The 26865-nt window shown below is 65.5% G+C and carries 25 protein-coding genes and 1 rRNA gene; 15 read left to right on the plus strand and 11 right to left on the minus strand.

Features of this window, described 5'->3' with window-relative positions:
* Window positions 1-55: 55 nt before the first annotated feature.
* From rrf to ACFEMD_RS16240, 3 genes are all read left to right on the plus strand, one after another.
* Window positions 56-177, plus strand: a 5S ribosomal RNA gene (gene rrf, locus ACFEMD_RS16230).
* 146 nt (window positions 178-323) lie between these two features.
* Window positions 324-1124, plus strand: coding sequence for an NAD-dependent epimerase/dehydratase family protein (locus ACFEMD_RS16235; RefSeq protein WP_394742262.1), 801 nt, complete (start codon window positions 324-326; stop codon window positions 1122-1124).
* Window positions 1125-1178: 54 nt separating this feature from the next.
* On the plus strand, window positions 1179-1403 hold the full coding sequence (locus ACFEMD_RS16240; RefSeq protein WP_278291879.1) for a DUF7535 family protein: 225 nt from the start codon (window positions 1179-1181) through the stop codon (window positions 1401-1403).
* A 38-nt stretch (window positions 1404-1441) separates the two neighbouring features.
* Here ACFEMD_RS16240 and ACFEMD_RS16245 read toward each other — a convergent pair whose 3' ends face one another.
* Together ACFEMD_RS16245 and ACFEMD_RS16250 are read right to left on the minus strand one after the other, a co-directional pair.
* Complete coding sequence (locus tag ACFEMD_RS16245; protein WP_394742263.1) at window positions 1442-2449, minus strand: glutathione S-transferase family protein; 1008 nt, start codon at window positions 2447-2449, stop codon at window positions 1442-1444.
* A 47-nt stretch (window positions 2450-2496) separates the two neighbouring features.
* Window positions 2497-3483, minus strand: a complete 987-nt coding sequence (locus tag ACFEMD_RS16250) for a calcium/sodium antiporter (RefSeq protein WP_394742265.1) — start codon at window positions 3481-3483, stop codon at window positions 2497-2499.
* A 110-nt stretch (window positions 3484-3593) separates the two neighbouring features.
* On the opposite strand from ACFEMD_RS16250, the gene ACFEMD_RS16255 reads away from it, so the two are divergent.
* The 3 genes from ACFEMD_RS16255 to ACFEMD_RS16265 are packed head-to-tail and all read left to right on the plus strand — an operon-like array spanning window position 3594 to window position 6523.
* Window positions 3594-5165 carry a Na+/H+ antiporter NhaC family protein gene (locus tag ACFEMD_RS16255; RefSeq protein WP_394742266.1) on the plus strand — a complete coding sequence of 524 codons (1572 nt, stop codon included), beginning with the start codon at window positions 3594-3596 and terminating at the stop codon, window positions 5163-5165.
* A complete protein-coding gene (locus tag ACFEMD_RS16260; RefSeq protein WP_005555934.1) occupies window positions 5162-5437 on the plus strand; it encodes a DUF7513 family protein in 276 nt (91 codons plus the stop codon). Before ACFEMD_RS16255 ends, ACFEMD_RS16260 begins: the two co-directional genes overlap by 4 nt.
* 51 nt (window positions 5438-5488) lie before the next feature.
* Window positions 5489-6523 (plus strand): DNA methyltransferase, encoded by a 1035-nt coding sequence (locus tag ACFEMD_RS16265; protein WP_394742267.1) that lies wholly within the window; start codon window positions 5489-5491, stop codon window positions 6521-6523.
* Window positions 6524-6649: 126 nt separating this feature from the next.
* On the opposite strand, the gene ACFEMD_RS16270 is transcribed toward ACFEMD_RS16265, so the two are convergent.
* Entirely contained in the window at window positions 6650-7312 is a 663-nt protein-coding gene (locus tag ACFEMD_RS16270; protein ID WP_394742268.1) for a potassium channel family protein, read from the minus strand.
* A 173-nt stretch (window positions 7313-7485) separates the two neighbouring features.
* On the opposite strand from ACFEMD_RS16270, the gene ACFEMD_RS16275 reads away from it, so the two are divergent.
* On the plus strand, window positions 7486-8967 hold the full coding sequence (locus ACFEMD_RS16275; RefSeq protein WP_005555928.1) for an NCS2 family permease: 1482 nt from the start codon (window positions 7486-7488) through the stop codon (window positions 8965-8967).
* Window positions 8968-9037: 70 nt separating this feature from the next.
* Window positions 9038-9283 (plus strand): glutathione S-transferase N-terminal domain-containing protein, encoded by a 246-nt coding sequence (locus ACFEMD_RS16280; RefSeq protein ID WP_394742269.1) that lies wholly within the window; start codon window positions 9038-9040, stop codon window positions 9281-9283.
* 45 nt (window positions 9284-9328) lie between these two features.
* Here ACFEMD_RS16280 and ACFEMD_RS16285 read toward each other — a convergent pair whose 3' ends face one another.
* Entirely contained in the window at window positions 9329-10450 is a 1122-nt protein-coding gene (locus tag ACFEMD_RS16285) for an MBL fold metallo-hydrolase (protein WP_394742271.1), read from the minus strand.
* 92 nt (window positions 10451-10542) lie between these two features.
* Window positions 10543-11730 (minus strand): MFS transporter, encoded by a 1188-nt coding sequence (locus ACFEMD_RS16290; RefSeq protein WP_394742272.1) that lies wholly within the window; start codon window positions 11728-11730, stop codon window positions 10543-10545.
* Between the two features lie 231 nt (window positions 11731-11961).
* Here ACFEMD_RS16290 and ACFEMD_RS16295 point away from each other — a divergent pair, with 231 nt between their 5' ends.
* The 3 genes from ACFEMD_RS16295 to ACFEMD_RS16305 all read left to right on the plus strand — a co-directional run bounded on the left by ACFEMD_RS16295 (window position 11962) and on the right by ACFEMD_RS16305 (window position 14770).
* On the plus strand, window positions 11962-12822 hold the full coding sequence (locus tag ACFEMD_RS16295; RefSeq protein ID WP_394742273.1) for a ParA family protein: 861 nt from the start codon (window positions 11962-11964) through the stop codon (window positions 12820-12822).
* Entirely contained in the window at window positions 12819-13199 is a 381-nt protein-coding gene (locus tag ACFEMD_RS16300) for a hypothetical protein (RefSeq protein ID WP_394742274.1), read from the plus strand. The genes ACFEMD_RS16295 and ACFEMD_RS16300 overlap by 4 nt, the downstream gene beginning before the upstream one ends.
* Window positions 13200-13504: 305 nt before the next feature.
* On the plus strand, window positions 13505-14770 hold the full coding sequence (locus ACFEMD_RS16305) for an MFS transporter (protein ID WP_394742276.1): 1266 nt from the start codon (window positions 13505-13507) through the stop codon (window positions 14768-14770).
* A 32-nt stretch (window positions 14771-14802) separates the two neighbouring features.
* Here ACFEMD_RS16305 and ACFEMD_RS16310 read toward each other — a convergent pair whose 3' ends face one another.
* From ACFEMD_RS16310 to ACFEMD_RS16325, 4 genes are all read right to left on the minus strand, one after another.
* A complete protein-coding gene (locus tag ACFEMD_RS16310) occupies window positions 14803-16233 on the minus strand; it encodes an FAD-dependent oxidoreductase (protein ID WP_394742277.1) in 1431 nt (476 codons plus the stop codon).
* A 53-nt stretch (window positions 16234-16286) separates the two neighbouring features.
* Window positions 16287-16754 (minus strand): cupin domain-containing protein, encoded by a 468-nt coding sequence (locus ACFEMD_RS16315; protein WP_394742278.1) that lies wholly within the window; start codon window positions 16752-16754, stop codon window positions 16287-16289.
* A gap of 276 nt (window positions 16755-17030) precedes the next feature.
* Window positions 17031-17699 carry a helix-turn-helix domain-containing protein gene (locus ACFEMD_RS16320; RefSeq protein ID WP_394742279.1) on the minus strand — a complete coding sequence of 223 codons (669 nt, stop codon included), beginning with the start codon at window positions 17697-17699 and terminating at the stop codon, window positions 17031-17033.
* 450 nt (window positions 17700-18149) lie between these two features.
* The gene (locus ACFEMD_RS16325) at window positions 18150-20372 is read right to left on the minus strand and encodes a bacterio-opsin activator domain-containing protein (RefSeq protein WP_394742281.1); all 2223 of its coding nucleotides are present in this window, start codon (window positions 20370-20372) and stop codon (window positions 18150-18152) included.
* Window positions 20373-20639: 267 nt separating this feature from the next.
* On the opposite strand from ACFEMD_RS16325, the gene ACFEMD_RS16330 reads away from it, so the two are divergent.
* Window positions 20640-20906, plus strand: a complete 267-nt coding sequence (locus ACFEMD_RS16330) for a DUF7344 domain-containing protein (protein WP_394742282.1) — start codon at window positions 20640-20642, stop codon at window positions 20904-20906.
* Window positions 20907-21160: 254 nt separating this feature from the next.
* Here ACFEMD_RS16330 and ACFEMD_RS16335 read toward each other — a convergent pair whose 3' ends face one another.
* On the minus strand, window positions 21161-22126 hold the full coding sequence (locus tag ACFEMD_RS16335) for a transcriptional regulator (RefSeq protein ID WP_394742283.1): 966 nt from the start codon (window positions 22124-22126) through the stop codon (window positions 21161-21163).
* A 160-nt stretch (window positions 22127-22286) separates the two neighbouring features.
* Here ACFEMD_RS16335 and ACFEMD_RS16340 point away from each other — a divergent pair, with 160 nt between their 5' ends.
* On the plus strand, window positions 22287-23579 hold the full coding sequence (locus ACFEMD_RS16340; protein ID WP_394742284.1) for a TiaS agmantine-binding domain-containing protein: 1293 nt from the start codon (window positions 22287-22289) through the stop codon (window positions 23577-23579).
* A 41-nt stretch (window positions 23580-23620) separates the two neighbouring features.
* On the opposite strand, the gene ACFEMD_RS16345 is transcribed toward ACFEMD_RS16340, so the two are convergent.
* Window positions 23621-23824, minus strand: a complete 204-nt coding sequence (locus ACFEMD_RS16345) for a VNG_1110C family protein (protein WP_394742285.1) — start codon at window positions 23822-23824, stop codon at window positions 23621-23623.
* Window positions 23825-23997: 173 nt separating this feature from the next.
* On the opposite strand from ACFEMD_RS16345, the gene ACFEMD_RS16350 reads away from it, so the two are divergent.
* Together ACFEMD_RS16350 and ACFEMD_RS16355 are read left to right on the plus strand one after the other, a co-directional pair.
* The gene (locus ACFEMD_RS16350) at window positions 23998-25113 is read left to right on the plus strand and encodes an OBG GTPase family GTP-binding protein (RefSeq protein WP_394742287.1); all 1116 of its coding nucleotides are present in this window, start codon (window positions 23998-24000) and stop codon (window positions 25111-25113) included.
* A gap of 63 nt (window positions 25114-25176) precedes the next feature.
* Window positions 25177-26862 carry a Na+/H+ antiporter NhaC family protein gene (locus tag ACFEMD_RS16355; RefSeq protein ID WP_394742288.1) on the plus strand — a complete coding sequence of 562 codons (1686 nt, stop codon included), beginning with the start codon at window positions 25177-25179 and terminating at the stop codon, window positions 26860-26862.
* Window positions 26863-26865: the final 3 nt, after the last annotated feature.

The following is a 26865-nucleotide window of genomic DNA, read 5'->3' on the forward strand; positions in this document are numbered from 1 at the left end:
TTCAGAGAGGCCACCGATATTGGAATGATCGCGGTTCGATTCCGCGAATCGGCGTTCAGGCGGCCACAGCGGCGGGGTCCCTCCCGTACCCATCCCGAACACGGAAGATAAGCCCGCCTGCGTTTCGGGGAGTACTGGAGTGCGCGAGCCTCTGGGAAATCCGATTCGCCGCCACCACTCATACTCACCTTTCAGCCCGCACAGCAACCGCTGTGTGGGCTTTCCATATTTATTGCACACTCGAGTAGAGACCACTGCGGATCAGCAGGAGACCGGAACCCGCCAGCCCGACCTATTTGCTGTCGGACGAGGTACGCTCGAGCGTGACAAACATCGCGATCACCGGTGCGTCCGGAAGCGTCGGCAGGGAGGCGATCGACGCCCTCTCCGAAGCCGAACTGACGCTGTTTTCCCACAGCGAGTCCGAGGATCTCGAGACGACGCCGATCGAGGTCAGCGACCGCGAGGCGGTGTTCGACGCCCTCGAGGGACAGGACGTCGTCGTCCACCTCGCGGCGAATCCCGATCCTAGGGCGGCGTGGGACGAGGTCTCCGGGCCGAACGTCGAGGGAGTCTACAACGTGTTTGCGGCCGCGGTCGAACACGACCTCGAGCGGGTCGTGTTCGCGAGTTCCAACCACGCGGTCAACATGGGAAACACCGTCTCGCCGACGCGCCCGGAGTCGACGAACGGCCAACCCCAGATCGTTCGCCCGACGGACGAGCCGGATCCCGACACGTACTACGGCGTGACGAAGGTCTTTGGCGAAGCGATGGGGCAGTACTACGCGAACCGCCACGGGCTCGACGTGGTCACCCTCCGAATCGGCTGGCTGCTGACTCGGGACGAACTCAGAGAGGCGGTTGCGAACCGAGACGGGGCCGGCGAGCGATACGCCCGCGCGATGTGGCTCAGTCCGGGCGACTGTCAGCGGGTCATCCACGCGGCGGCGATGCGGACGCTTCCCGAAACGCCGCTGACGGCACACGGCATCTCCGATAACAGCGAGCGGTTCCTCTCGCTCTCGGAGACGATGCTCGCTCTCGAGTATCGGCCACAGGACGACGCTGCGGCAGTTCTGGACGACGACGAGGCGTCGCGGGATGGGCTCGAGAGCGCCTGACTGCTCGCTCTCGAGACCGAAAGACCGAATACTAGAACGATTCTACGTCGACGTATGTCAACCAAGGTAGCGGAGTCGACGGGCTACGGACCGAACAGCCAGATGTCGCTGTTCGGATACATCGTCGCGTTGCTCATCGCTCTCGTTCTGCTTCCGCTCTGGCCCGTGTTCGCGCTCGGCTGGCTCGTCTGGCGGGCCTTTTTCGCCGAAGAGGAAGAACACAGGTTCGAGCAGTGGCGCCGCGACCGCGAACCGCGCCAGCCCCCGAGTGGCTCCTGAAGGCAATTACTGCCGTACCGAAGCAGCGCCGACCCGTGTCAGTCGTCCGAACTCGAGGCCTCGAGTGCCGTCGGCGGTGAGCCGGGAAGCTCGTCCCGGTCGTGCGAGGCGTCGAACGCGAGATCCGGTCCGCGGGCGACGATTCGGTGCGGGTTCACGTCGGGATGGGTCGTGTAGTAGTGTTCATTGATGTGATCCATGTCGACGGTGTCGGCGACGCCCGGCGTCTGGTACAGATCGCGCAGGTACGGCCACAGGTTCTCGTAGTCGCGGATCTGGTTGACGTTACACATGAAGTGCGTGTGGTAGACGTTGTCGAACCGAACCAGCGTCGTGAACATCGCGACGTCGGCCTCGGTCAGTCGGTCGCCCGCGAGGTACCGCTGGTCCTCGAGGACGCCGTTCCAGTGCTCGAGCGCCTCGAAGAGATCGTCGATCGCCTCGTCGTAGGGATCCTGCTTGGTCGCAAAGCCGGCCCGGTAAACGCCGTTGTTGACGGGTTCGTAGATCTCGTCGATAACGCGGTCGATCTCCTCCCGGTAGCCGTCGGGGTAGAGGTCGACGTCCCGGGAGGCAACCGCGTCGAACTCGGTGTCGAGCATCCGCATGACCTCCCTTGACTCGTTGTTGACGATGGTGTCCTCCCGCTTGTCCCACAGCACGGGGACCGTCACGCGAGCGGTGACGTCGGGGTCGGCGCGGACGTACAGCTCGCGGAGGGAGTCTGCGTCGTGGACGTGATCGCGTGTGCAGTCCTCCTTTTCGGGAGTGAACTGCCACCCGTCCTCGCCGCGGTACGGGTCGACGACCGAGACCGAGATCGCGTCCTCGAGGCCCTTCAGCGCGCGCGTTACGAGCGTTCGGTGGGCCCACGGACAGGCGTAGGAGACGTAGAGGTGGTAGCGTCCGGCCTCCGGTTGGAACTCGGCGTCGGGGTCGTCCCGGACCCGGTCCCGGAACGTCGTCTCCTGACGGTCGAAGGAGCCGTCGTCGTCCGTCGTTTCGTAGGCGTCGGTCCGCCACTCGCCGTCGACGAGCATGTTCATACCCGTCGTACGTCTCGAGGGTACAAAGGCTCGCGCTGACGTCGATGTCACCCGGACGGCCAGCCGATGGCGCTCGCGAGCCAGTAGCCGGCTGCGACGGCGAGCAAGACCGCGCCCTCGGGTCGGGTCAGCCGTCTGCCGGTCACCAACACGACCGTCGTGACCGCGGTGATCGCACCGAGCCAGACGAGGCTGGCGGGTACCGCGGGATCGACAGTCAACGGTCGAATCGTCGCCGCGACGCCGAGAACCCCGAGGAGGTTGAACACGTTCGAACCGATGACGTTCCCGGCCGCTATCGCGACGGCGTTTCGACGCGCGGCGACGATCGACGTTACGAGCTCCGGGACGGACGTGCCAGCGGCGACGACGGTGACGCCGATCGCCCACTCGGAGACGCCGACGGCGAGTCCGAGCGTCGTCGCCGAATCGACCAGCAGGTGACCGCCGCCGACTACCAGCGCGAGTCCGACGAGGAGCCGTCCCGCATCCGGTCCGAGTCGAATTACCGGTTCAGTAGCCTCGAGTCCGTTCTCCTCCGCTGATTCGGGGGACACCCGGCCGGTATCGTCGGCTTCCCGACGCGCGACGATGCCGAGCGCGACGAGGTACCCCGCCAGGAGTGAGACGAGAACGAGACCTTCGGGTCGCGAAACGACCCGATTCGCGAGAACGACCGTTGCGACCGCCGTGGCGACAGCCATCGCGACGGCGTCCCGACGGAGCATCGTCTCGGTCGCTCGAAACGGGGCGAGCAGGGCGACAGCGCCCAGTACGACGCCGAGGTTGAACACGTTCGAACCGACGACGTTGCCGACGGAAACGTCGCCGCTGCCCTCGAGGGCAGCGGCGATCGAGACGGCGAACTCCGGTGCGGACGTCCCGAACGCGACGACCGTGAGGCCGATCACGAGCGGCGAGATCCCGGCCGCGCTCGCGATATCCGAGGCTGCGTCGACGAGCCAGCGCGCACCGATCCAGAGTCCGAGTACCGCGACGGACAGGACGACGACGGTCTCGACGGACACCGACACGTCAGCCCTCTCTCGAGGAGAGAACAAAAGTGTACAGCAACGGGTAGCGTTCGGTCAGTATTTGGTAACATTTATCCGCCAGAGTTGGGATACTACCGTCGTGTGTTACGATGAGTACTGAGAACGGCGGACCGGGTGAGTCCGACCCGAGCGAGTCGTTCACCCAGGGTACCGAAGACGACGAGCCGCGGATCTCGTTCTACGGCGGACGGGGGATGAGCGCGTTCCCGATCGCCTTTTTCATCCTCTGGGCGGTCGCTCAGACGGCCCTCTGGCGGATCTCCGATACGGGCGGGCTGGTCGTCGGGATCCTGCTCGGGCTGATCTTTGGAATGTTCTTCGTCCGCGGGAGCTGGAAAACGTACGCGAACACCATCTTCGAGGGGATGACTCAACCGGTCGCGGTGACGGCGATCGTCGCCTGGATCTGGGCCGGTATGTTCGCCGAGCTGTTACAGGACGGTGGCTTCGTTGACGGCCTGGTCTGGCTGGCCGACGTCGGCGGGATCGGCGCGACGCTGTTTCCGGCAGCGACGTTCGTCCTCGCGGCGCTGTTTACGACGGGGATCGGGACCGGGTACGGCTCCGCGATCGCGTTCGTCACGCTGTTTTTCCCTGCGGGGCTTCTTCTCGGGGCGAACCCGATCTTGCTGTTCGGCGCGATCCTCTCAGGGTCGATCTTCGGCGACAACCTCGCACCCGTAAGCGACACGACGATCGTCAGCGCCGTCACCCAGGATGCCGATATCGGGGGCGTCGTCGCTTCCCGCTTCAAGTACGTGATCATCGCTGCGGTCATCGCGTTCGTCGGCTACCTCGTCGCCGGCCAGTTCATGGGCGGGCTCGAGATCGGCGGCGACGCCCAGGAACTGCTCGTTGCGGAGAGCGAACCGATCGGCCTGATCCACCTCGTCTCGATGGGCGTCGTCATCGGCGCCGCGGTCGCGGGTCGACACATCGTCGAGGCGATCTCGTGGGGGATCGTCGTCGCCGCCGTCTCGGGGCTCACGCTCGGACTGCTCTCGCTCGGAGATATCGTCATGTTCAACGCACCCGAGGACGCCCCGCTCGCCGAGCCCCTCGAGTTCCTCCCGATTCTGACGATCGTCGAGGATCCCGACGCGGTCAACGTCGACGGCAGCCTGATCAACGGCGCGGCGGGCTTCTTCGAACTCGCAATCCTCGTCCTGTTGATCATCGCCGCGGCCCAGATCATGATCCGCGGGGGCGCCTTCCAGGCGATTCTCGACTGGTCGATCGAGAACCTCGCGACGAACGTCCGCAACGCCGAACTCACGATGGTCGGTTCCGCGGCGCTGATCAACGCCGTCATCACGATCAACACGGCCGCGGAGGTCGCGATCGGCCCGTACATCTCGAAGATCGGCGAACGGTTCAACCTGAACGGCTACCGTCGGGCGAACATCCTGGACGCCCAGACCGCGGCGCTGGGGTACATCTTCCCGTGGTCGGGCGGCGTTCTCGCCGGATTTACGGCGATGCAGGACCTCCCCGGGGAGTACGACTGGCTGACGGCCGACATGCTCGCGACGCCGATCGAGGTCGTCCCGTTTGTCTTCCAGGGCTGGCTGCTGGTCGCCGTCTTCGTGGTCGCGGCGATCACCGGCTTCGGTCGCGAGTACGTTATCGACCGCGAAAGCGAGGAGGTGGCACGACTATGAGTTTCCTGAAAAAGTATCTCAAGGGCTGGCGGTTCCGCGAGACGAGCCCGTCGCTCGAGGTAGGCGACGTGGTCGACGTCTTCGTGGCGGAGTCGAACGGTGCGACCGAAGGACACGTCTACATCGGCGACACGCATCTGATCGTCGAGGGTGCGGGGCCGGAAACGGTCGAGAAACAGGTTCGCGTTCGAGTAACCGAGTTCGACGGAACGACGGCGACGGGACGCGGGGAGTTCCTCGAGGTCGTCGGCGAGAGTTCCTACACCAGCTAACCCCGCGGAACGCGCTTTTAAGTAGTCCTGGCGAACAGTCGAGCACGTGCCATGGACGACGGGGACCGTCACCGACAGAGCCGACTCGTGACCGACGACGACGGGACGTTCGACGCCGAGCGTGCCCAGGAGGAGTCGCTGCCGATCGAAGACGGTGAGGTAATCGACACCGACGAGCTCGCCGATCACCAGCGCTACGTCGAGGGGCGGGGCGTCTACGACGAGCGAAACCGGGTCAACGACCTCACCGGCAGGGAGTGGAAGTACGCGACGAAGTCGGTCATCGACGAGGGGTATCCACCGGACGTCCAGCACGACCTGCGCAGCGAGCACGGCGGCCAGAAACCGCCGCGGCTCTGTGCTGAGCTGATCGACCGGTTCAGCAAGACCGGCGACACCGTCCTCGATCCCTTCGCCGGCGTCGGCGGCACCCTGCTGGGAGCGAGCTTCTGCGAACACGAGGGGACCGGGCTCCGCGAGGCAATCGGGTTCGAACGCAACGAGCGCTGGGTCGACCTCTACGCGGAGGTCCTCGAGCGCGAGAACGAGGAGCGACGGGCCCGCGGGGTGCCGCCGCTGGCCGAACAGGAGCTGCAGTGTGGTGACTGTGCCGACCTGATCGACGGAATCGAGGATGACAGCGTCGACCTGCTGCTTACCGACGTCCCTTACTGGCACATGGACGAACTCGAGCAGACGCGAAACGAGCACGAGACTCGCGAGAGCAAGTTGGGAGCGTTCGACGGCGACGAGGAGGAGGCCGACACGAGCGCGAACGGCGACGGCTCCGGAACGAAGGCGGAGTGGCTCGAGGACATGGCCGCCAAGTTCGATCGGTTCGCCGGCGCGGTCACGCCGGAGGGACACGTCGTCGTCTTCATCGGCGACATGTACCGCGAACAGTCCTACGAGTTCCTCTCGGCGGAGCTGGCGCGAGCGATCGAATCGACGGCGCCGCTGACGCTCGCTGCCAACCTCGTCTGGTACGATCCCACGAAGGACCTGCACGTCTACGGCTACCCGTTCTCCTTTGTCCCCTCGATGGTTCACCAGAACGTGCTCGTCTTCCGCCTCGAAGACGAGTAGCGTCAGCCGGCCGTCTGACGTGGTTTTATTGGTCGGAGCGTGGACGGATACGACGGACGCGCCGAACGATACCCCATCCCATCTCGACTGCGCGTCCACGGCTCTCTGCGCCGCCCGGTTTTTTGTTCAGGCCGACGCCGGTAGCAGCGCCGCTTGAAGCTCGTCTATTCGTTCGGTTTCCGCGACGACGGCGACCTCGTCGCCGACGGCGAGTTCGGTTCCCGGGAGCGGGATCGTCAGCGCCTCGCGAGCGCGGCCGTGGGCGTAGATCCGGGCCGACTCCGGAAGCTCGAGTTCGCTCATCCGCTTGCCGACCGCGGGGGATCCCTCCTGAATCTCGAGGACGGTCATCTGGAGGTTCGCCGCCAGGTCGGCGACGACGTTGAAGTCCCCCCCGAGCATGGCCGTCTTCGCACCTGCCGCACCGAGGCGCTCGGGGTAGACGATGTCGTCGACGTCCTCGGCGTAGCGCTCGTAGATCTCCTCCCGGTAGTCCTCGTCGATGCGCAACACGGTCCGACAGCCGTGGTGGTTTCCGACCATACAGGCCGCGAAGTTGACGTTGAGATCCGGCGTGAAGGCGCCGATAGCGTCCGCCTCGTCGACCCCTGCCTCGAGCAGTACGTCCTCGTCGGCACCGTCGCCTTCGACGGTGTCGAACCCGTTGTTGGCCGCTCGTTCGACCCGATCGGGATCGTCGTCGACGACGACGAGGTCGTGGCCCTCCTCGTGTAGAATGCGCGCGGTGTGCGAGCCGACTCGACCGTACCCCACGATGACAAACCTCATGGTAACCGGATACGATCCCAGGGACCAAATACGTTCGTTCGGAGTCATCGCGACGATTCGTTTCGGATCTCTCATCCGAGCATCAGAAATGTATACACGGACGTGTACTGGTTGAGGTGAATCTAAAGACGTGAACTTTAACTAATCCGTCTGGGTATGCCTGAACATCCAACATGGGGGCTTTCGATCGTATCGGCGCGTACTTCGGGTTCGACGAGCACGACACCGACTTGCGGACGGAGCTGATCGCCGGCGTCACGACGTTCCTGGCGATGGCGTACATCATCGTCGTCAATCCGACGATCCTCAGCCAGGCGATCCTCTGGGATCACGAGGCCGGCGAGTTCCAGAGCGAAACGACGATCAACGGCACGGTCTACGGCCAGGGCGACGTCATCCAGATGCTCGCCGTCGTCACGATCCTCGCGTCGATCGCTGCGATACTCGTGATGGCGTTCTACGCCAACCGGCCGTTCGGACTCGCCCCGGGGATGGGACTGAACGCGTTCTTCACCTTTACCGTCGTCGTCATCCTCGGCGTTCCGTGGCAACTCGCGCTGGCGGCCGTCTTCGTCGAGGGCATCATCTTCATCGCGCTGACGGCTGTCGGCGCACGGCGGTACATCATCGAGCTGTTTCCGGAACCCGTCAAGTTCTCCGTCGGCGCCGGGATCGGCGTCTTCCTGCTCTTTCTCGGCTTGCAGGAGATCGAACTCGTGGTGCCGTACGACGCGACGCTGGTCACGCTCGGCAACGTCCTCGAGAGCCCGGTCGCCGCGCTCTCGCTCGCGGGCCTGGTTCTGACGCTGTTGCTCTACGCCAGAGGGCTGCGTGGCTCGATCATCATCGGAATCGTGACGACGGCGGTCGCCGGCTGGGCGTTGACGCTCGCCGGCGTCGTCGGTCCCGACGTCCTCACCCCGGAGGGATCGTACGACGAGGTGACGAACGAGGGACTCGGCTCGATGATCGCTTCCGTCCAGTACGATTTCACGCCGCTGTTCTGGGGGTTCGTCGACGGCCTGGGAATGATCACCGACGACCCGCTCGTGTTCGCGCTGGTCGTCTTTACGTTCTTCTTCGTCGACTTCTTCGACACCGCGGGAACGCTCATCGGCGTCTCCCAGATCGGCGGGTTCCTCGACGAGCAGGGTGATCTGCCCGAGATCGAGAAACCCCTGATGGCCGACGCGGTCGGCACCACGTTCGGTGCGATGATCGGTACCTCGACGGTGACGACGTTCATCGAGTCCTCGGCGGGTCTCGAGGAGGGCGGACGAACCGGCTTTACGGCGCTCGTCGTCGGCGGGCTGTTCGGACTCGCGTTGCTCATCGTGCCGCTGATGCAGGCGATCCCCCAGTATGCAACCTACCTCGCGCTGGTCGTCGTCGGAATCATCATGCTCCAGGGCGTCACCGATATCGACTGGCAGGATCCCGCGTGGGCGATCAGTGCCGGACTGACGATCACGATCATGCCGCTAACGACCTCGATCGCGAACGGGCTGGCCGCCGGGATCATCAGCTACCCCCTGCTCAAGGCGGCGATGGGCGAGCAACGAGACGTGTCGCTCGGCCAGTGGATTCTGGCGTTCGCGTTCATCGTCTACTTCGTCGTCTACTTCGCCGTCGAGGCCGGCATGGTCGTCTTCTAAACGCGTCGCGGGTTCCGGCAACTCGTCGGCCGACCGGTGGCCTCTTTGGTGTCTATCGGCTACAACAGGTATGTCCGACATCACGCTGTACGAACTGCCAGGCTGTCCGTTCTGTGCGAAGGTTCGAACCAAACTCGACGAACTCGAACTCGACTACGACGTGATCGAGGTTCCCCGATCCCACGAGGACCGCACCGAGGTCGAGCGCGTCAGCGGCCAGACCGGCGTGCCCGTCATCACCGACGAGAGCCAGGGTGTCGAAGGAATGGACGAGAGCGGCGACATCGTCGAGTATCTCGAGGAGACGTACGCCTGATCGGTCGCTCGGTTCGATTTCCGTCTCCGGAGTCGAAGCGCGCCGTCAGTTCGCCGCGCAGTTGTTCGGCCCGAGTTCGAGTTCCTCGACGTCGTCGCCGGGTTGGCTTTTCCCCCAGTTGATCTGTTTTATCTCGTTGTAGTTCGCCGGCTCGTCGGCGAGACTCTCGACGATCGTCTCGACGAACGCCTCCTCGTCGCCCTCCTCGACGTAGCCGAGCAGCTCGTTCGTCGTCTCCTCGCGGAGTTCCTCGAGGCCGGTCGCCAGCGGGCGGATCGACTCGTCGCTGAAGTGCCCGGGGAGCACGAGCCGGTCGCCCTCGAGTTCGAGCAGCCGATCGAGGCTGTCGAACAGCCGGCTCGAGGCCGTTCGGATCGCGTCCTCGTCGCCGTCTTCAAGGTCGGGACGACCGACGCTGCGAAGAAACAGCGTGTCCCCGGAGAGAACGGCGTCGCTGAACGTAAACGAAACGCTCCCGGGCGTGTGGCCCGGGGTGTGGATCGTCTCGAGCGATCGGTCACCGACGGAGACGCTGTCACCGTCCTCGAGTTCCGCGACTCCCTCGAGCTCGCCGGCGTCGTCCCCGTGGAGGTAGTAGGGAACGTCGAGTTCGCCGGCGAGTCGCCGCGCACCCGAGACGTGGTCGGCGTGGGCGTGGGTGTCCGCGACGGCGACGATCTCGAGGTCCCGTTCGTCGGCCTCGCTCAGGTAGTAGTCGACGTACTGACTGGGATCGACGACGACGGCGGACGTTCCGTCGTGGACGACGTGGGAGACACAGCCCGTCCCCGGACGGACGATCTGGACGACGCCGTCGGCGCCGTCGACCTCGTAGGAGCGATGGACCCGACCCCAGCCGTTCATCCCGTCGTCGATCGACGTCGCGTCGAACCCGCGCTCGCGCAGGAAGTCGGCGGCTCGTGCCGACGTGATCCCGGCGACACAGACCACGGCGATCTCTCGATCCTCGGGAAGGTCCTCGAGGTGGTCCTCGAGCGTCGAGTAGTCGTGATCAAGCAACTCGTCGTAGATCGGGATGTTCGTGCTTTCCTCGATTCGCCACTCCTCGTAGTCGTCCTCGTTTCGCACGTCGAGGACGAAGAGGTCCTCGTCGTCCTCGTCGATTCGGCGGGCGACCTCCGCCGGTTCGAAGTTGGTGTTGCCCATGTACTACAATATTGTGCACGTCGACTCTTAACTTCGCTGCACGAAACCGCCACGACCGACTGCAGTTCCGCCAGGCGAGAACGCGTGTTCAGTTAGTACTCGAGTCCGAGCAGCGAGTTGAGCGCGAGCGCCAGCCCGACCGCACCGAGCAACGCGGCGAGAAAGCCGAATGAGACGGCCCAGCCGAACAGGTCCGCGAGGGCGCCGACGACGACCGACCCCATCGCGGCGACGATCATGTAGACGGTGCGGACGAGCCCGAAGCCGGCGTTCTGTTCCTCGGCCGAGAGCTCCTGGAGGAACCGGGGCATAAGCGCCGCCCCGAAGCTCATCCCGATCCCGACGAGCACGATCCCGGCGACGATCGGGAGCGTGCTCGAGGACGCGATCAGCACCCCGAATCCGGCGACCCCGGCAAGCATACAGAGACCGATCGACCGGTCCCGCCCGATCCGATCGGAGAGGGCGCCGACGCCGATCTGGGCGACGCCCTGCACGACGAAGTACGCCGAGAACAGCGCCCCCGCGAACGTCGTCGAGGCGCCCTGGTGTTCGATGAGAAACGTCGGCAGGAACGAGGCGGTTCCCTGCCAGGCGAACTCGCTGACGATCGCGACGAACAGCGTGAACGCGATCGGCGGCCGCGAGAGGAGCTCGAGGACGGGTGCGACCTGAAACCGATCCCGGAGCGGCGTCTCCGGGCGCCGGGGCTCGGTAGGGCGGACCTTCCAGGCGAAGAGGATCGTCGACGGGATCCCGATCAGGGCGACGGCGGCGACGGCTACCCGCCACCCGAACCGAACGGCCAGCCAGGCGACGGCGACCGGCGTGACGAGCCCGGCGATCGTCGCTCCCGTGTTGTGGACGCCGACGGCGGTGCCGACGTTGTCGTAGGTTCGGGCGAGCAGCGTCGTCGCGACGCTGTAGTGGAGCCCGGCGACGGCGCCGAGTCCGATCGTCGCGAGGAAGAACAGCGCGAACGCGGGGGTAAGCGAGACGGCGAGCGCGGCCAGCGCCGAGCCGCCGACGGCGACGAGAATGATCAGCCGCTCGCCGTAGCGGTCGGCCAGCACGCCGCTCGGGTACTGCGCGAGGCCGTAGGCGAGCCACATTCCGCTCAGCGAGAGCCCGACGACCGCGTTCGAGACGGAGAACGTGTCGACGATGTCGGGGATGATCGGGCTGATCGCCAGCCGTCCCACCATGGTGACGAAGAAGGCGAGCGTACACAGCGCCAGCACCGTCTCCCGGTACCGCCAGCGTGTCGAAATCGGTCCCACTCGTTCCGATCGAAACGTGTACGGCTACTTATCGGACCCGATTCGACGCACGGAGCGAGATGCGTTTCGCGATTCGGTATAGCGCTACCGGATTTATCGAAGTTGTCGACCCGCATCGTATCGGGATACGTCTACGTCAGCGGCAACCGAGTATTAGACGCGACCTGTGGTTTCGTCAGCGTCTGACGTGCTTTTATATTAGGTGCAAACGCTTGCGTAAACGGATACGGAATGGAAGTCAGCACCAACCGAGCCGCGACCTTTCTCGACAAGGGCGGCACCGGAAAGACGACCTCGGCGGCCCACCTCGGCGTCGCGCTCGCCGAAGCGGGCGATGACGTCCTGCTCATCGACCTCGCCGGCAAACAGGGCGACCTGGCGAAACACTTCGGCGTCTGGTCGGAGGTCCAGGCGGACATCGAGAACGACGACGACTGGCCGAACATCTCGACGGTGTTCGCCGAGGAGTGGGATCAGATCGCCTCGAAGCTCGGCGACGCAGCCGTCGACAGCCTGATCGTCGAGACTGACGAGGGCGTGGACCTAATCCCCGCCCACCCTGGACTCGACTCGCTCGACGCCGACCTCGGCAACATCGACGACGCTCGAGAGCGTTACTCCCGACTCGAGCGCTTCCTCGACGAGTACATCGACGGCCGGTACGACACCGTTCTCATCGATCTGCCGGGACTGACGAACAACGTCACCTACAACGGGCTCTGGGCGACCCGAAACGTCGTCGCGCCCGTCGAGATGGGCCCCTTCGAGAGCGAGCAGGCGACGGCCCTCGAGCGCGATCTGGCGAAGATCGACGACCAGTTCGGCGTCGACGTCGACCTCGCGATGATCCTGCCGAACAAGGTCGACACCCGCACGAAGCTCGCAAACGAGTATCTCGAGGGGTTCGGCGAGGAGTACGAGGGCGCCATCGCCCCGGAACACGTCCCCGCGAGCCAGGATATCCGGAACGCCGCTGACGAGGGGCGAACGGTGTTCGCGCTCGAGGAGCCCTCGACGACCGCCGAACGCGCCCGCGAGGCGTTTCTCGACAGCGCCTCGGTCCTCCAGCGGCGACTGGGTGAGCGGCGATGAGCGACGAGCTCGAGGAACTGCGCAAGAAGACCGAGCGCGGCGACCGGAACGACGAGATCAGAACCGAGGCCGACTCCGCGTTCGTCGACGAACTCGTCGACGCCATCGAGGCGGTCGACAGCGGGGAGCGACCGAAGACGATCGCCGTCCGCGATCAGCCCGTCGCGGCGCTACTGGCGACTCTCGATGAGGACGACGCGGAGATGACCGCGGTCGGCAACGCCTTGGAGGAGGCGCTCGGACGCGAGCGCTCGGAGGGGTTCGATCGCAGCGAGATCGTCCGGCTGGCCGTCCGCGTCGGGCTCGAGACCGCGACACCTGAGAAGACCGAGCAGCTCAGCGACGCGGTCGGGCGCCACGCCCAGCAGAACATCTGAGTCTTTGCGGTTTCGATTGCGTTTTCGGATACGTTTGCACGCTTCCTCGAGCTGCGATAGGCCCGACCGGTACCGGCGATGTCTCGACCCGTGCTCGTCGCATGTCGACGAGTCCGGCTCGACGGGAGCCCGGCCCACGCTCTGATAAACCATATTCTGCTACACTGTCCTGTACTCGAGGCGAGACCGCAATCACTTTCAGCGCTAACTGACTAGGCAGTCAGGATGAGAACCGACGAACAGTTCGGACTGATGCGTACGGGGCGTGAGGATCGAACGCGCCCGGATGGCAGCAGCGAAATCCGATGAGCGGTCCGATAGCGCGATCGGTCGATCGGTTGAGCGGAGCGGGCGACGACCGGTACGTCGTCATCGGTGCCGTGATACTCAGCACGTTCTTCATCGGCTTCGGCGGCGGCGTGATCTTCCCGATCCTGCCGAATCTAGGGGTCCTTCTCGGGATTTCTCCGTTCATGGTCGGCGTGATCCTCAGCGCGAATCGCTTCTCGAGACTGGTCGCGAACGCGCCCGCCGGAATCCTCGTCGATCGGATCGGGACGCGAACACCCTTTGTGGTCGGAATGTTCGTCCAGGGATTCGCCACGCTCGGGTACGTCGTCGCTATTCCGGCGCCCGCTCCCGAGGCGTGGTTTCTGTCCGCGCGGTTCCTGTGGGGCGTCGGCAGCGCGCTCGTGTTCGCGACCGCCTACACGATCGCCTCCGACGTCAGTGACGGCGGCTCGAGGGGAACAAGTATGGGGCTCATCAGAGGCGGAGTTCTCTTCGGGGCGCCGACCGGGATGGTCGTCGGCGGCGTCGTCAGCGAGATCGGCGGGGAGATCGCGGCGTTTCTCCTCGCGACCGTGTTCGCGTTCGTCGCCAGCGGTCTGGCGTACGCGACGATTCCGGAGACGCACGTCGAGGGCGACGCTCGCGAGTCGGTGAAGCCGTGGGACGTCGACACGAGCGTCCCCGCGGTGACGGTCGGACTGATCAACTTCGCCGTGCTCTTCGTCTACTTCGGCGTCCTGTTCTCGACGCTGGTCCTCTTTCTCGGCGAGAACGATATCGGACTGCTCGGGTTCGACGCCCAGGGGACCTCCGGGCTGTTCATGGCGATCACGGTCGTCACCGCGGGACTGTTCATGTTCCTCGGCGGCTACGTGAGCGACCTGCAGCAGTCGCGGGTCCCGGTGTTGCTGTGCTTTCTCGGGACCCTGTTCGTGGGGTTCGTCCTTCTCGCGTCCGCCGACTCGGCCGTGACGCTCGCCGTCGCCTGCCTGTTCATCGGTGCCGGACAGGGCGGAACGAGCGGTCCGATGATGGCGCTGCTCGGCGATCTCACGGACGATGGTCGGATGGGCCGGGCCGTTGGAACGAACAACGTCCTCGGGGACGTCGGCGGCGGCGTCGGCCCGATCGTGTCGCTTCCGGTCACCGAACTCGTCGGATTCGGGCCCGTGTACCTCGCCTGTGCGGCGCTTCCGCTGGTCGCGGGGGCGGTCCTTCTCGGGGGCGTCTACCGGCAGACCGGACAGTTCCTTCCGGCGACCGAGCTTCCGAACCTGTAACGGCGGTGTCCTCCCTCCAACCTACCGTCGGGTCAGCGTCGGTTCGATCGCCGAGGGGAGAGATCCGGTTTCCTCTCGCGAGCCGAGGGGGGTCGGTTCGGAGAGTCTCGAGCCGATCGGTTGCCGCCGTATCTCGGAGCGAGCACGCGCCACGCGACGCTGGCGCGGAGCAGCGAGGACGGAGGCCGTTGCATCGAGAGGACCCGCAGGAACGCGTCGGTCAGCGTCCCGTCGGCGTGAGCCCTCCGAAACAGTCGAGACAGGTACCAGTCGAAGACCGCGGTTCCCCGGGGAACGTCACCCCGCGTCTCGGGGAAGGCGCTGTCGGCCCCGATCGCCAGCATCCACGCGGGATCGACGATCGCCGCCGCTCGGTCGAAAAACCGCGTCGGGATCCCGCTTCGCTCCTCTCGGAGCGTGCGCCCGAGCGCCAGCGCCTCGAGCGCGGCCACCGACATCCCCTGGCCGTAGATCGGATTGAAGCTGGCGACCGCGTCGCCGACCACCACCAGCCCGTCGGGGAACCGCTCGAGGGCCTCGTAGCGGTAGCGTCGGTTCGAAGGAAACGGGTAGTGATGGCCCGTCTCCGCCAGCAGCGGACACTCCTCGAGCACCCGGTCGAACACGGGCGTCGGGAGGGGAGCGACGAACTCGCCGATTCCGTCGACGTCCGCCGGCGGGTGATCCCCGTGGACGCCGTGGACGTTCACGAGCCATCGGTCGCCCTCGACGGGTAGCACCGCCCCACCCCTGGTTCGGGGCGGCTCGGCGAGCATCCCGATCATCCGGCAGTCGTCGGGCGGGCGCTCGAGGGCGATCGTCGTGTAGGCCAGCCCGATCGTCACCTCCTCGGTCGGCGGCGGCCCGTAGCCGTTTCGCGCCAGCCAGGCCGGGGTTCGACTCGTCCTGCCGGTCGCGTCGACGACCAGCTCCGCCGGGAGCGCCGTCCGCTCGGCACCTCGAGAGCGAACGCGAACGCCGGTTACGGCCGTTTTCGTTTCGTCGGTTTCGTAGTCGACGAATCGGCACTGTGACCGAAGTCTAACTCCCTTCAGCTCGGCGACCCGACGCCGGAGGAGCTGCTCGTACAGCGGTCGGCTCCCGGCGTACAGCGGGAAAGGCGACGATCCCGACGCCAGAAACCCGCCCTGACTGTACAGATGCAGATCGCGCCGGCCGTCGATGGACACGCCGCCGGCGGCACAGAGCTCCTCGGTGTACCCCGGAAACAGCTCCTCGAGGGCCGACCGACCGGCTTCCCAGAGGATGTGTATCTGATTGGCCTGGGGAACCCCAGGTCGGGGGACGGGCTCGTCGGGCAGCGAATCGCGGTCGATCACCGTCACCGACTCGAACGAGTCCGCGAGGACGCGGGCCGCAGTCAGCCCGGCGACGCCCGCGCCGACGACGATCGCTCGTCCGCTTCGGTCACCGTCGCCTCGCCGAGCGGTCTCGGGGGTCACGGCTCCGGCCCTCCCGTCTCCGAACCGATCGAGGGTGGGTCGCTCGAGGCCATTCAACAGTCGACCGGCTCGACCCACTCGGTCGGCGGTTCGTCCTCGGGAATGCCGAGGAACGTCACGTAGGCGAACGCGCCGTCCTCGCTGTCGGCCCTGTGGACGTGGCCGGGATCGATCCACGCGTCCCCGGCCGAGTACGTCCGGGGGACGCAGTCGTCTTCCATCGTGTGTTCGATCTCGCCCTCGACCATGTGGACGACGGACATTCCCGGGTGGCGATGCCAGCCCGACCTCGCCCCCGCCTCCCAGGTCGCCTCCGCGACGACGACCGTCGAGGCGTCCTCGAGGTCGACGACGGTCGGCTCGTCCGTCTCGCCGTCCGCGTAGGTGAGTTCGAACGTCGCGGCGACGTCGTCGACGAACGGAGCGTGCTCCCCCAGGACCGTCACCTCGAACCCGTCGGGCTCGTCGATGTCGGTCGTCTCGTCATCGGTGTCGTCGGTCGCGCTTGCGGAACCGCTCACCGCGAACGCTCCTGCCGCCGTCACGCCCGCCTTTAGTACTGTCCTACGTCGGATCCCGCCGTCCGCGTTCGTAGCCATAATGTAGCCTCACGGAAGGGACGGGCTCGAGCGGCAGATAGCTATCCGATGACGGGTCGCCAGCCGGTGGAACTCTTGCAGCCGCTGCCGATCGATCGCCGACTGCAGTCGTGACAGCACCGCTACGAGTCGGCGCTCACAGGAGCCGACGACAGCCTCCCGACGTCCTCGAGTCGGACCGGCAGAACAGTCGCCTCCTCACTCGTCCGGGTCACCCTCCTGACCGATCACGACGGTGTTCTGGACGAGGCTGCGGTGGGCTCGACGGAGGCGTTCCGAGAGCGCCTGGTGGGAGATATCCATCTCCTCGGCCAGCGCCATCATATCGGCGTCGCGAGGAATCTCGTAGTAGCCGCGCTCGAAGGCCATCTCCAGGGTGTCCTGCTGGTCGTCAGTGAGACCGAACCGACCCTGTCGACCCTCCTCGAGGCTGTAGACGGCGTGGAGCTGGAACTGGATCCCGTTCGATCGGCAGTAGTCGTTCGTTCGCGACAGGCTGTCCCGATCGGGAAACAGGAGCCGGAACTGCCAGCCGCTGGCGTCGCCGACCGCCGAAAGCACCGTCCCCTCCTCCTCGACGAGCACCTGGACGAGCGCGTCGACGCGTCGGACCCAGTCCATCTGGTAGAGCTGTTCCCCGTCGACGTCCGCGAGCAGTTGGACGTTGTCGACGGTCTCGTCGGCCTCGAGCACGTCTTCGAGTCCCTCGAGGTCGGGCGCGTCGACCCAGAGAAACGGCATGACGTCCCCGTCGACGTTCGCGACGACTCGTTCGACCTCGCACTCGAGTCCCTCGACGGCGTTGATCGTCTCCTCGAGGACGAACTCCGCCGGCGAAAGTTCGATCTCCGCGACTGTCCCTCCCATACGTTCGAATAGGAGCGAAACGCCTTGGTTTCGTCGGACTCTCCGGAGCGGATCCGCCGACCCGTGGAACCGGAAGCGGCCATCCTTTGCGCAAACGTTTCCGGAAGCGTTTGCGAAACCGTTTGCGATTATTTTCGGCGGGCGGGCTCCTTCTCTAGAGCCGTGAGCCCGTCGCTCTCGAACCGAAAGTCGGTTCCGTCACAGCCGGGGCACGTGCGATGTCTCTCCGGGCGTGGCCGTTCGGCGTTCGACGCCAGGAGAATGAAATCGCACCTCATGCAGCTAATATATCTGTCCATGTGGAATCAAAATATCCCCAAGAGGATAGTTTCTATACCTTGGTAGTTTGGAACGACCTGATCTGTCCTGAAAAGAAATCGGGGTGTGTCGTGAGCAGAAGGATCGTGGCTCGAGGAGAGAGCACATCCTGCAACCCGCCCCTCAAGCCGTTTACGACCGCTCCTCCGGCTCGTCCGGCGGCGAAAACAGCGAGTCGAATACCTTCCGCTCACCCTTCCGAAGGTGCTGATGGAACGTCGGCGACGCGATGTCGAGCGAGTCCGCGAGCTCCGCCGCGGACTTCTCGCGGGGCCACTCGAAGAACCCCGCGTAGTACGCCGCGGAGAGGACGGCGTGTTGCCGATCCGTAAGCTCGCCCGCGAGACGGCGTTGCACGGGTCGCGGATCGTCCGGCGGTCGCGTGATCTGACGGTGACAGTGCAGCTCGGCGTCCGGGTACGCCGACTCGACGGCGTCGACGACGCGGTGAACGTCGACGCTCGGCGCGAGGTGGATCGTCAACCGATAGTCACCGTCCTCGATCGACGCGCTATCGACGTATCCGCTGAGAGCAGCGATGACAGAGAGTACCGGTGGATCGGTTACACGAAGTTCGAACCCGGGAGGAGTTGCCTCCGAGTGGACTGTAACGTCCACCTCCCCATCGTGTGTCTCACCGAGGTTCCGGACGGTGTCGATCGCATCCGGCGTGGCAGTGCCGTAGACGAGAAACTCGTTCTCACCGATCGGGATCGTGTGTTCGAACGTAATTCGTCCCGGCATCTCGTTCGGACTGTCGAGTCCGGCGAAGACGTTCTGAATTCGAAACTCGAGTTCGACGAGGTCGTCGCTCAACAGCGACTGCTTGCGCTCGGCGGCGGCGATCGCGTGACCGATGACCTCGCCGAGCTGCGTGATCTGCCTTCCCTCCTGCCCCTCGAAGGCGTACGGACGCTCCGCGTAAACGTTCAACACGCCGTAGATGGCACCTTCGTGAGTGATCGGGATCGCCGCTGAGGACTGAACCCCGTAGGGTTCGATGTGGTCCTGCCAGGGCTCGTACCGTGGATCGGAATCGACGTCCCGCGTCGTCTGCACCTCGCCGAACCGAAACGCCCGTCCGGTAGGTCCTCGACTCCGGTCGTCGTTCGGATCGACCGAGATCGTGGTCTCGTCGAGGTAGCCCTCGACGCCGGCTTCGGCTCGAAGATCCACGGTCCGGGTCGCGGTGTCGACCTCCCCGATCCAGGCGAACAGGTACGAATCGGAGTTCGCGAGGTTCTCACAGACCGTTTCCTCGATACCCTCGCGAGTCGGCTGTCCGATGATGGCGTGGACGATCTCGCGTGCGACCTCGCCGAGGCTGGTCACCGCCGCGAGCTGCTCGCGCTGGTGTTCGAGCTCCCGCTCGTACTCGACGCGGTCGGTGACGTCGCGGACGACGCCGACGCGTCCGCGCTCGCCGTCCTCGAGTTCGAGCCGACTGAACCGTCTCTCGACGACGAACGACTCGCCGTCGGCGCCGTGTAGCCGCTCCTCGAGGACGCCGACGCTCCGGTTCGTCGACTCGAGTTCGGTCGCAGTCTCCTCGAACTCGTCGCCGAACACGAGCCCGGCGGAGCTCCCGAGCAGTTCCTCGCGGCCGTACCTCGTCATCGAGACGAACGCGTTGTTGACGAACGTGAACCGATCGTCGCCGTCGAGTACGTAAATTCCGTCGCCGACCGTTTCGACGATGCGTTCGTATCGTTCCAGGGTCCGCTCGCGGGCCTTGCGTTCGGTGACGTCGGTAAAGTAGATCGACAGCCCCGACGGCGACGGGTGGACGATGTCCCGGTACCAGCCCTCGAGAGGCGGGAAGTACGCCTCGACGGAGTTCGCCTGCTGGGTTTCCATCGCCTCCCGGTAGGCGGTCTCGAACGTGGTCCCGACCAGTCCCGGAACCGCGTCCCACAGCCGCTGGCCGAGCGCCTCCGCTTCGGTTCCGTCGACCATCGCCGCGGCGACGTCGTTGACGTACGTGAGCCGCCACTCGTCGTCGACCGCGAAGAACCCGTCGCTGATCCGCCTGATCTCCTCCTCGAGCGTCGATCGCGATCGCCAGCGTCGTCGACCCTGCCGGTCGGAGTCGGTGCTCGCCGTCCTCTCCTCCGCCGACGGCTCCGTCGGGGTCGCCTCGTCGCTCGGCGACGACCGCCACCAGACTCGAGCGTTCGCGCCGACCTTCTTCGTCTCGAGGCACTCCCGCTCGGCGAGTCGCTCCAGTCTGGCGTACGTGCTCCGCCGACCCAACTCGAGCCGTTCTGCTACCTCGGGGGTCGTCCGGGGCTCGCCCGATCCGTCGAAAACCGCGAGCGTCTCCCGGAGCGCGTCGGTTAGCGATTCCGATCGCATCGCTCCGTGTACCGTGCTTTCACGTATCAATGTTCCGTCGATGGAGCCACGCGTTCGAGTTCGGCGGGAAGTCCCAGCCGGAACCGGAGCTCTCGTCGGCTTTCGCCCGAACTCGCCCTAAGTGGTTCTAGTCCCTCCTTACGGTCGAACGACTCGTCGAGTGAATCAAGCCCAGGTGATTACGAAATGGTTCGAACCTCGAACGACGCGGCCGATAGGCGTGTAGGGAGGGTCGAGCTATCCGAACGCGATCGTCACGAACTCCTCGTGTCGGATCGACGTCGGGTCGCACTCGAGATCCTCGCCGAGTACACCGAGCCGTTCGGGCTCGACGAACTGGCCGTCGCGATCGCGAACCGCGAAGCCGAACTCAAGGCCGACGGCGAGGAGAGACCGTCCGTCGAACAAGTCGCAGTCACGCTTCACCACGCCCATCTCCCGCGGCTGGCGGACGCAGGTGTCATCGAGTACGAACCCGAGAGTCGCCGGATCGATCCCGGGAATTTCTCGGCCGGCTCCCTGCGCCGGAACTGATCGCTCCGAGTCGCTCGAGCGTCCGGTTCGACAGTCGACGGTTGTGGAAACGTTTCCGTTTACGTAAACGCAAGCGAATTCGGAGACGTCGTCTCTGCCATCGAGCCGACGTCGTCGGGACTCCGAAATCTAACTCGAGTCGTCTCCAGGTGAGCACAAAAGTACACGACAGTGAGGATTCCGACCGATCGGCTCGAGGACAGCGTGCAGTCCGGCTCCGACGGGCGACATCGACCGTCGTTCCGGATCGCCTCTCAGACGGCCTCCTCGCGCTCGGCCCGCTCGCGGATCACCGCGCGGAGATCGTCCGCGTCGCGGAGCTCCTCGAGCTCCTCGCGTTCGACGAGGGCGGTGCCGTCGACGGACTCCTGTTTCGCGCGGTCGACGACGTACACCGACTGTGTACGGGTAACGCGGCCGATCGAACTCATGATCCGGGCCCGCTTCTCGGCGGCCTCGGTGAACTCCGAGTGGCCGGTGAGGACGACGCCGCTGTCGCCCTCGTCCTCGCTGACGGCTTTGAACGGGGAGCGGACAGTAGGATGGACTCGGTAGCCGGCTCGCGTCAGGACGGCGACGACCTGTTCGTCGGTCGGATCGGCGTCGGGATCTTCCGGGGTCGCCTCGCTCTCGTGAACCTCGTCGGCGCCCTCGAGGACGTCGACGGGGCTGGTCAGGGACGCGTCGAACAGCTCTTCCAGTGCCATCGCGATTTCGACGGAGGCGTTCATCCCGTCCTCGTACTTCGAGACCGTCCGTCGGGAGACGCCGAGCTGGCTGGCGAGCTGTCCGAGGCTTAGTTCGTGACCCTCGCGTTCGTCGGCCAGCAGGTCGCCGTCGATGTTAACGTACAGTCCACCGGGCGCCGCGTAGATCAGCGGGGGAACGTCCTCGATGAACAGGTTGTACGCCGTGTCGGGGCTGAGGACGGGGACGCCGTGGCGGAAGTAGGTGACGTCGGGTTTGAGATCCTCGTCTCGGCTGCGCAGGCCGATCATCAGCGGCGTCGCCTGCAGGTAGGTACCCAGGCGTCGCATCTCGTGACCGGTCTCTTCATTGAAAGCGTCGATGTTGCCCAGAATTTTGACGAGCAACAGGTTGTCGCCGCGACGGGCGGCGATGTCGAAGCTCTTTGGGCGAATCGCACACCGGTCGCTGACCACGAATCCCGCGTCCTCTAGCATCGCGGTAACGTTGCCGACCAGTGCCGAGCGGGACATAGGGGATTGTAAGTGAGCCCATCTATATCAGTGTTGTCCCGCGGATCCCCGCCCGCAGGGTGGCGATTCGCCGGGAATTGGAGAGGTACGCTTTTATACGATCGGAATTCGGCGTCGGGGTCCGAAAGCGGTTACTCAGTGGCCCGGCTACCCTCGGTTGATGACCGTCGTCGGGCTCGACGATACCGACTCCCGCGAGCGCGGAATGTGTACGACGTACGTCGCGAAGACGATCGCCGAGCGACTGGAACGCTCGGGTGCGTCGGTGTCGCGGCTAGTCCTCGTTCGGCTCAACCCCGCCGTCGAGTACAAGACCCGCGGCAACGCCGCGCCGGCGATTCACACCGACTGCGCTTCTGCAACTGCGTTCGAAATCGCTCGCGAGGAACTCGAGCGCCTTGCCGAAACGGCCGACGAGCGAACCCATCCCGGGCTGGTCGTCGCCGACCACTCACCGGGCGAAACGCCCGACGACGTGAGCGCGTTCACCCGGCGAGCGATTCGGAGCCACCTCGAGCGAGCCGACGCGGCGACCCTGATCGACGGCCACGGCTACCGCGCGTGGCACGCCGGCAACGGCCGCGGCCGGATCGGCGCCCTCGCCGCGATCGGCGCCTGGAACGAACTCGAGGAGTGGACCTCCGAGCGGATCGCCTACCGGCAGTCGGATCGGTGGGGAACACCCCGCGAGGTCGACGCGAAGAGCGTCTTCGTCGCGGCCGACCGCGAGTATCCGAGAGTCTGGGACACCGTCGATCGCGGCGAGGAAGAAACGGTCTGCGTTCCTCACACGCCCGGTCCGATCCTGTACGGCATTCGGGGCGACGACCCCGACGCAATCGGCCGGGTCGCCGAGGGAATCGAGAGCGAACGCGTCGCCTCGAGTCAGCTGTTCGTCACCAATCAGGGAACGGACGTCCACCTTCGGGATGGATCGCTCGGATCGGTTCGGGACGGACGGGCCTACCGGGTCGACGGACGGGTCGCGAGCGAGCCCGAAACCAAGCGGGGCGGTCACGTCTTCGTCACCCTCGAGGGACTCGGCGACGACCGCGACCGGGACGAACGGCCGTCGCTCGAGTGCGCCGCCTTCGAGCCGACGAAGCGGTTCCGCGACCGGGTGCGAGCGCTGCGGGTCGGCGACCGGCTCACGGTCTGTGGGGAGGTTTCACGAGGGACCCTCAAGCTCGAGAAGTTCGCTCTTCGGGAGCGCGTCGAGACCGAACGCGTCACGCCGACCTGCCCCGACTGCGGGCGTCGAATGGAGAGCGCCGGGCGAAATCAGGGGTATCGGTGCCGCGACTGCAAGACCGCCGAGGCGAAGAAGGAGACAGTGGCGCTCGAGCGCGAGCTCGAAGAGGGATGGTACGAGGTGCCGCCGTGTGCGCGCCGCCACGTCGCGAAACCGCTGGTTCGGGGCGGGTTCGACGCGCCGACACACCCCGAGCGATAGCCCGCGTAGGTTCCGCTGTCCTGCGAGCGTCGGTGTGTCGGCTACTGAACGACGACACCGCGACGAGTGAGGAACTCGCTTACGTCCGTGATCTCAACGGGACTCCCGATGATCCGGCAGCGATCGTCGTCTTCGGAAACGACGGTGACGGTGAACTCCTCGTCGAGGCGCGACTCGAGGCCCTCGAGGGTTTCGCAGGGAAGCACGATCTGGGTGCTGTCTCGCAGCTGTGCCGGTTCCGGCATCTCTGTGCGACGCTACCGCTGCCGACCGTTTATGGGTGTCGAACTTCATCGTCGATCGTGCTGAAACCGGATGGTACATTTCGGTGGTTACGAGCTTCGAGGACGGTCGGTCGAAGCCGGAGTGCGGGTCGCATGGAAAGCGTTTTTCGGTCCGCCCGGTTGAGTACAGACAAATGGGGCTCGAGGACGATATCGAGGAGATCGAAGAGGAGATCGCCAACACGCCCTACAACAAGTCGACCGAGGCCCACCTCGGTCGGCTGAAGTCCAAGCTCGCCGAGAAGAAGGAGAAACTCGAGAACCAGCAGTCGGGTTCGGGGGGTGGCGGCGGCTACTCCGTGGAAAAACACGGCGACGCGACGGTCGCGCTCGTCGGCTTTCCGAGCGTCGGTAAGTCGTCGCTGTTGAACTCGCTGACCAACGCCGAGAGCGAGACGGGCTCCTACGAGTTCACGACGCTCGACGTCAACCCGGGCATGCTCAACCACCGCGGGGCGAACATCCAACTGCTCGACGTCCCCGGACTGATCGAAGGGGCGGCGTCCGGGAAGGGTGATGGACAGCAGGTGCTGGCGGTCGTCCGCAACGCCGACCTGATCATCTTCGTACTCTCGGTGTTCGAGATCGACCAGTACGACCGACTCCAGGAGGAGCTGTACGACATCAACATCCGCGTCGACCAGGACCCCCCGCGGGTGACGGTGCGCCCGAAGATCAAAGACGGAATCAAGATCACCTCGAGCACCGACCAGGATTTAGACGAGGAGACGATCTCGGACGTGCTCCGCGACCAGGGCTACGTCAACGCCGATCTCAACCTTCAGGAGAACGTCACCATCGACCGGCTGATCGACGGGCTGATGGAGAACCGGGAGTACATCCCGTCGATCACCTGCGTCAACAAGGTCGATCTGATCGAGCCCGACTACAAGGAGCAGGTCGACGAGCAACTGCGCGAGCGCGGGCTCGACCCCGAGGAGGAAGTGACGTTCATCAGCGCGGAGGCCGAACGCGGTCTCGACGCGCTCAAGGACCGTATCTGGGAGAACCTCGGGCTGATCCGGGTCTACATGGACAAACCGGGACGGGGTGTCGACTGGGAGGAACCCCTCGTGATCGAGGGAGGATCGACCGTCGGCGAGGCCCTCGAGAAGCTCGGCGGCGAGATGGAGGAGCGATTCCGCTTCGCCCGCGTCAGCGGCCCCAGCGCGACCCACGACGAACAGCAGGTCGGGACGGATCACGTTCTCGAGGACGAGGACGTACTGAAGCTCATTCTGCGGCGGTAGTGGCTCGGCAGCTGTCGATTTCGATGGAACAGAATTATCAGCTTCAGCGATGTACGTCCGATCATGTCTGAGTTCGGAGCGTTATCGTTGTTACCGCCGCTGCTCGCGATCGTGCTCGCGGTCGTCACGCGGCGGCCGATGCTCTCGCTGTTCCTCGGCGTCTGGTCGGGTGCGATCATCTACACCGAGAGTCTCGGCATCGGACAGACGTTCGACTGGATCGTCGGCGCGATCATCGCCGACGAGGGGTTCCACGTCCAGATCCTGTTGTTCACTATCCTGCTCGGCTCGGGCGTCGCGCTGATCTGGCGACTCGGCGGTGCGACCGCCGTTCGCAACTGGGCGACCGAACGACTGGAGAGCCAGCGCACGGTCGGGCTCACGACCTGGGTCCTGGGGCTGCTCATGTTCTTCGACGACTACGCCAACACGGCGATCGTCGGCAGCACGATGCGCGAGATCTCCGACCAGTTCCGGATCTCCCGCGAGAAGCTCTCCTACATCGTCGACTCGACGGCTGCGCCCGTGGCGACGATCGGGCTCTCGAGCTGGGTCGCCTTCCAGCTCTCGCTGATCGCGGGCGCCTACGAGGACCTCGGCGTCGACGGCGAGGCGCCGACGGCGTTCGAGACGTTCGTCTGGTCGATCCCGTACAACACCTACGCGCTGCTGGCGATCGCGATGGTCGGCATCATCGTCTACACGCGACGGGACTTCGGCGAGATGCTCGACGCCGAACACCGTTCGTGGAAGCACGGACTTGTCAGCCGCGAGGACGCCACCCCGCTCCAGGAGGTCGAGAAGGATCTCGGAAAGCCGATCGACGACCGCCCGATGCTGCGGACGTTCTTCGCGCCCGTCGTCGTCCTCGTCGCGGTGACCCTCGCGGGGGCGTTCTGGACCGGGTACGAGGCCTGGACCGGCGAGCAGGCCGAGGAGGGTGCCCCGACGACGATCGGCGCCGCCGCCGACGAAGCGGGGCTCCTCCAGGTGCTCGTCGATATCGTCGGCGCCGGCGACTTCGCCGGCGCGCTGGTCTGGGGCTCGTTCGCCATGGTCGCGGCCGCGATTGCGATCGGCGTCGTCTACGATCTCTTCGATCTCGGCGACGGCGTCGACACCGTTCTCGACGGGTTCCGACTCATGGTGACCGCCGTAACGATCCTCGTCCTCGCGTGGTCGATCAGCGACGTCGCGGACGCCCTCGGAACGGGCGACTTCGTCGCCGGCTACGTCGGCGAGGCGATCCCGCTCGAGCTGCTGCCGGTCGTCGTCCTGTTCGTCGCGGCGTTCGTCGCGTTCACCATGGGGTCGTCGTGGGCGACGATGGGAATCGTCACGCCGATCACGATCCAGGTCGTCTACGAGCTGACCGGTTCGTTCGATCTCATGCCCGTCGTCGTCGGTGCCGTCTTCTCGGGGGCGATCTTCGGCGACCACACCTCGCCGATCTCGGATACCTCGGTGCTGTCCTCGACGTTCACCGGGGCGGACCTGATCGACCACGTCCGAACGCAGCTCTACTACGCCGCGACCGTCATGGTCGTCGTGGTCCTCTGTTACCTGCTGTACGGCTACCTCGGGCTCTCGCCCGCGATCTTCCTGCCGATCGGATTCGTCGTCCTCGTCGGACTCGTCTACGGACTCTCGGAACTCGACGCGAAGCGCAAGGGCGTCGATCCGAAGGCGTCCTCGGTCGACATCGACGCCGGGGCTCACGGGACCGAGTCGGTCGACGACGGCGAGTAGACC

The sequence above is a fragment of the Natronococcus roseus genome, assembly GCF_043677095.1.
GTDB lineage: Archaea > Halobacteriota > Halobacteria > Halobacteriales > Natrialbaceae > Natronococcus > Natronococcus roseus.

What these genes read in the sequence shown, in the direction of transcription:
- ACFEMD_RS16240 (WP_278291879.1), top strand. Translation starts at nt 1,179, where the DNA reads ATGTCAACCAAGGTAGCGGAGTCGACGGGCTACGGACCGAACAGCCAG.
- ACFEMD_RS16245 (WP_394742263.1), bottom strand. Translation starts at nt 2,449, where the DNA reads ATGAACATGCTCGTCGACGGCGAGTGGCGGACCGACGCCTACGAAACG.
- ACFEMD_RS16255 (WP_394742266.1), top strand. Translation starts at nt 3,594, where the DNA reads ATGAGTACTGAGAACGGCGGACCGGGTGAGTCCGACCCGAGCGAGTCG.
- ACFEMD_RS16260 (WP_005555934.1), top strand. Translation starts at nt 5,162, where the DNA reads ATGAGTTTCCTGAAAAAGTATCTCAAGGGCTGGCGGTTCCGCGAGACG.
- ACFEMD_RS16265 (WP_394742267.1), top strand. Translation starts at nt 5,489, where the DNA reads ATGGACGACGGGGACCGTCACCGACAGAGCCGACTCGTGACCGACGAC.
- ACFEMD_RS16270 (WP_394742268.1), bottom strand. Translation starts at nt 7,312, where the DNA reads ATGAGGTTTGTCATCGTGGGGTACGGTCGAGTCGGCTCGCACACCGCG.
- ACFEMD_RS16275 (WP_005555928.1), top strand. Translation starts at nt 7,486, where the DNA reads ATGGGGGCTTTCGATCGTATCGGCGCGTACTTCGGGTTCGACGAGCAC.
- ACFEMD_RS16280 (WP_394742269.1), top strand. Translation starts at nt 9,038, where the DNA reads ATGTCCGACATCACGCTGTACGAACTGCCAGGCTGTCCGTTCTGTGCG.
- ACFEMD_RS16285 (WP_394742271.1), bottom strand. Translation starts at nt 10,450, where the DNA reads ATGGGCAACACCAACTTCGAACCGGCGGAGGTCGCCCGCCGAATCGAC.
- ACFEMD_RS16295 (WP_394742273.1), top strand. Translation starts at nt 11,962, where the DNA reads ATGGAAGTCAGCACCAACCGAGCCGCGACCTTTCTCGACAAGGGCGGC.
- ACFEMD_RS16300 (WP_394742274.1), top strand. Translation starts at nt 12,819, where the DNA reads ATGAGCGACGAGCTCGAGGAACTGCGCAAGAAGACCGAGCGCGGCGAC.
- ACFEMD_RS16305 (WP_394742276.1), top strand. Translation starts at nt 13,505, where the DNA reads ATGAGCGGTCCGATAGCGCGATCGGTCGATCGGTTGAGCGGAGCGGGC.
- ACFEMD_RS16320 (WP_394742279.1), bottom strand. Translation starts at nt 17,699, where the DNA reads ATGGGAGGGACAGTCGCGGAGATCGAACTTTCGCCGGCGGAGTTCGTC.
- ACFEMD_RS16325 (WP_394742281.1), bottom strand. Translation starts at nt 20,372, where the DNA reads ATGCGATCGGAATCGCTAACCGACGCGCTCCGGGAGACGCTCGCGGTT.
- ACFEMD_RS16335 (WP_394742283.1), bottom strand. Translation starts at nt 22,126, where the DNA reads ATGTCCCGCTCGGCACTGGTCGGCAACGTTACCGCGATGCTAGAGGAC.
- ACFEMD_RS16340 (WP_394742284.1), top strand. Translation starts at nt 22,287, where the DNA reads ATGACCGTCGTCGGGCTCGACGATACCGACTCCCGCGAGCGCGGAATG.
- ACFEMD_RS16345 (WP_394742285.1), bottom strand. Translation starts at nt 23,824, where the DNA reads ATGCCGGAACCGGCACAGCTGCGAGACAGCACCCAGATCGTGCTTCCC.
- ACFEMD_RS16350 (WP_394742287.1), top strand. Translation starts at nt 23,998, where the DNA reads ATGGGGCTCGAGGACGATATCGAGGAGATCGAAGAGGAGATCGCCAAC.
- ACFEMD_RS16355 (WP_394742288.1), top strand. Translation starts at nt 25,177, where the DNA reads ATGTCTGAGTTCGGAGCGTTATCGTTGTTACCGCCGCTGCTCGCGATC.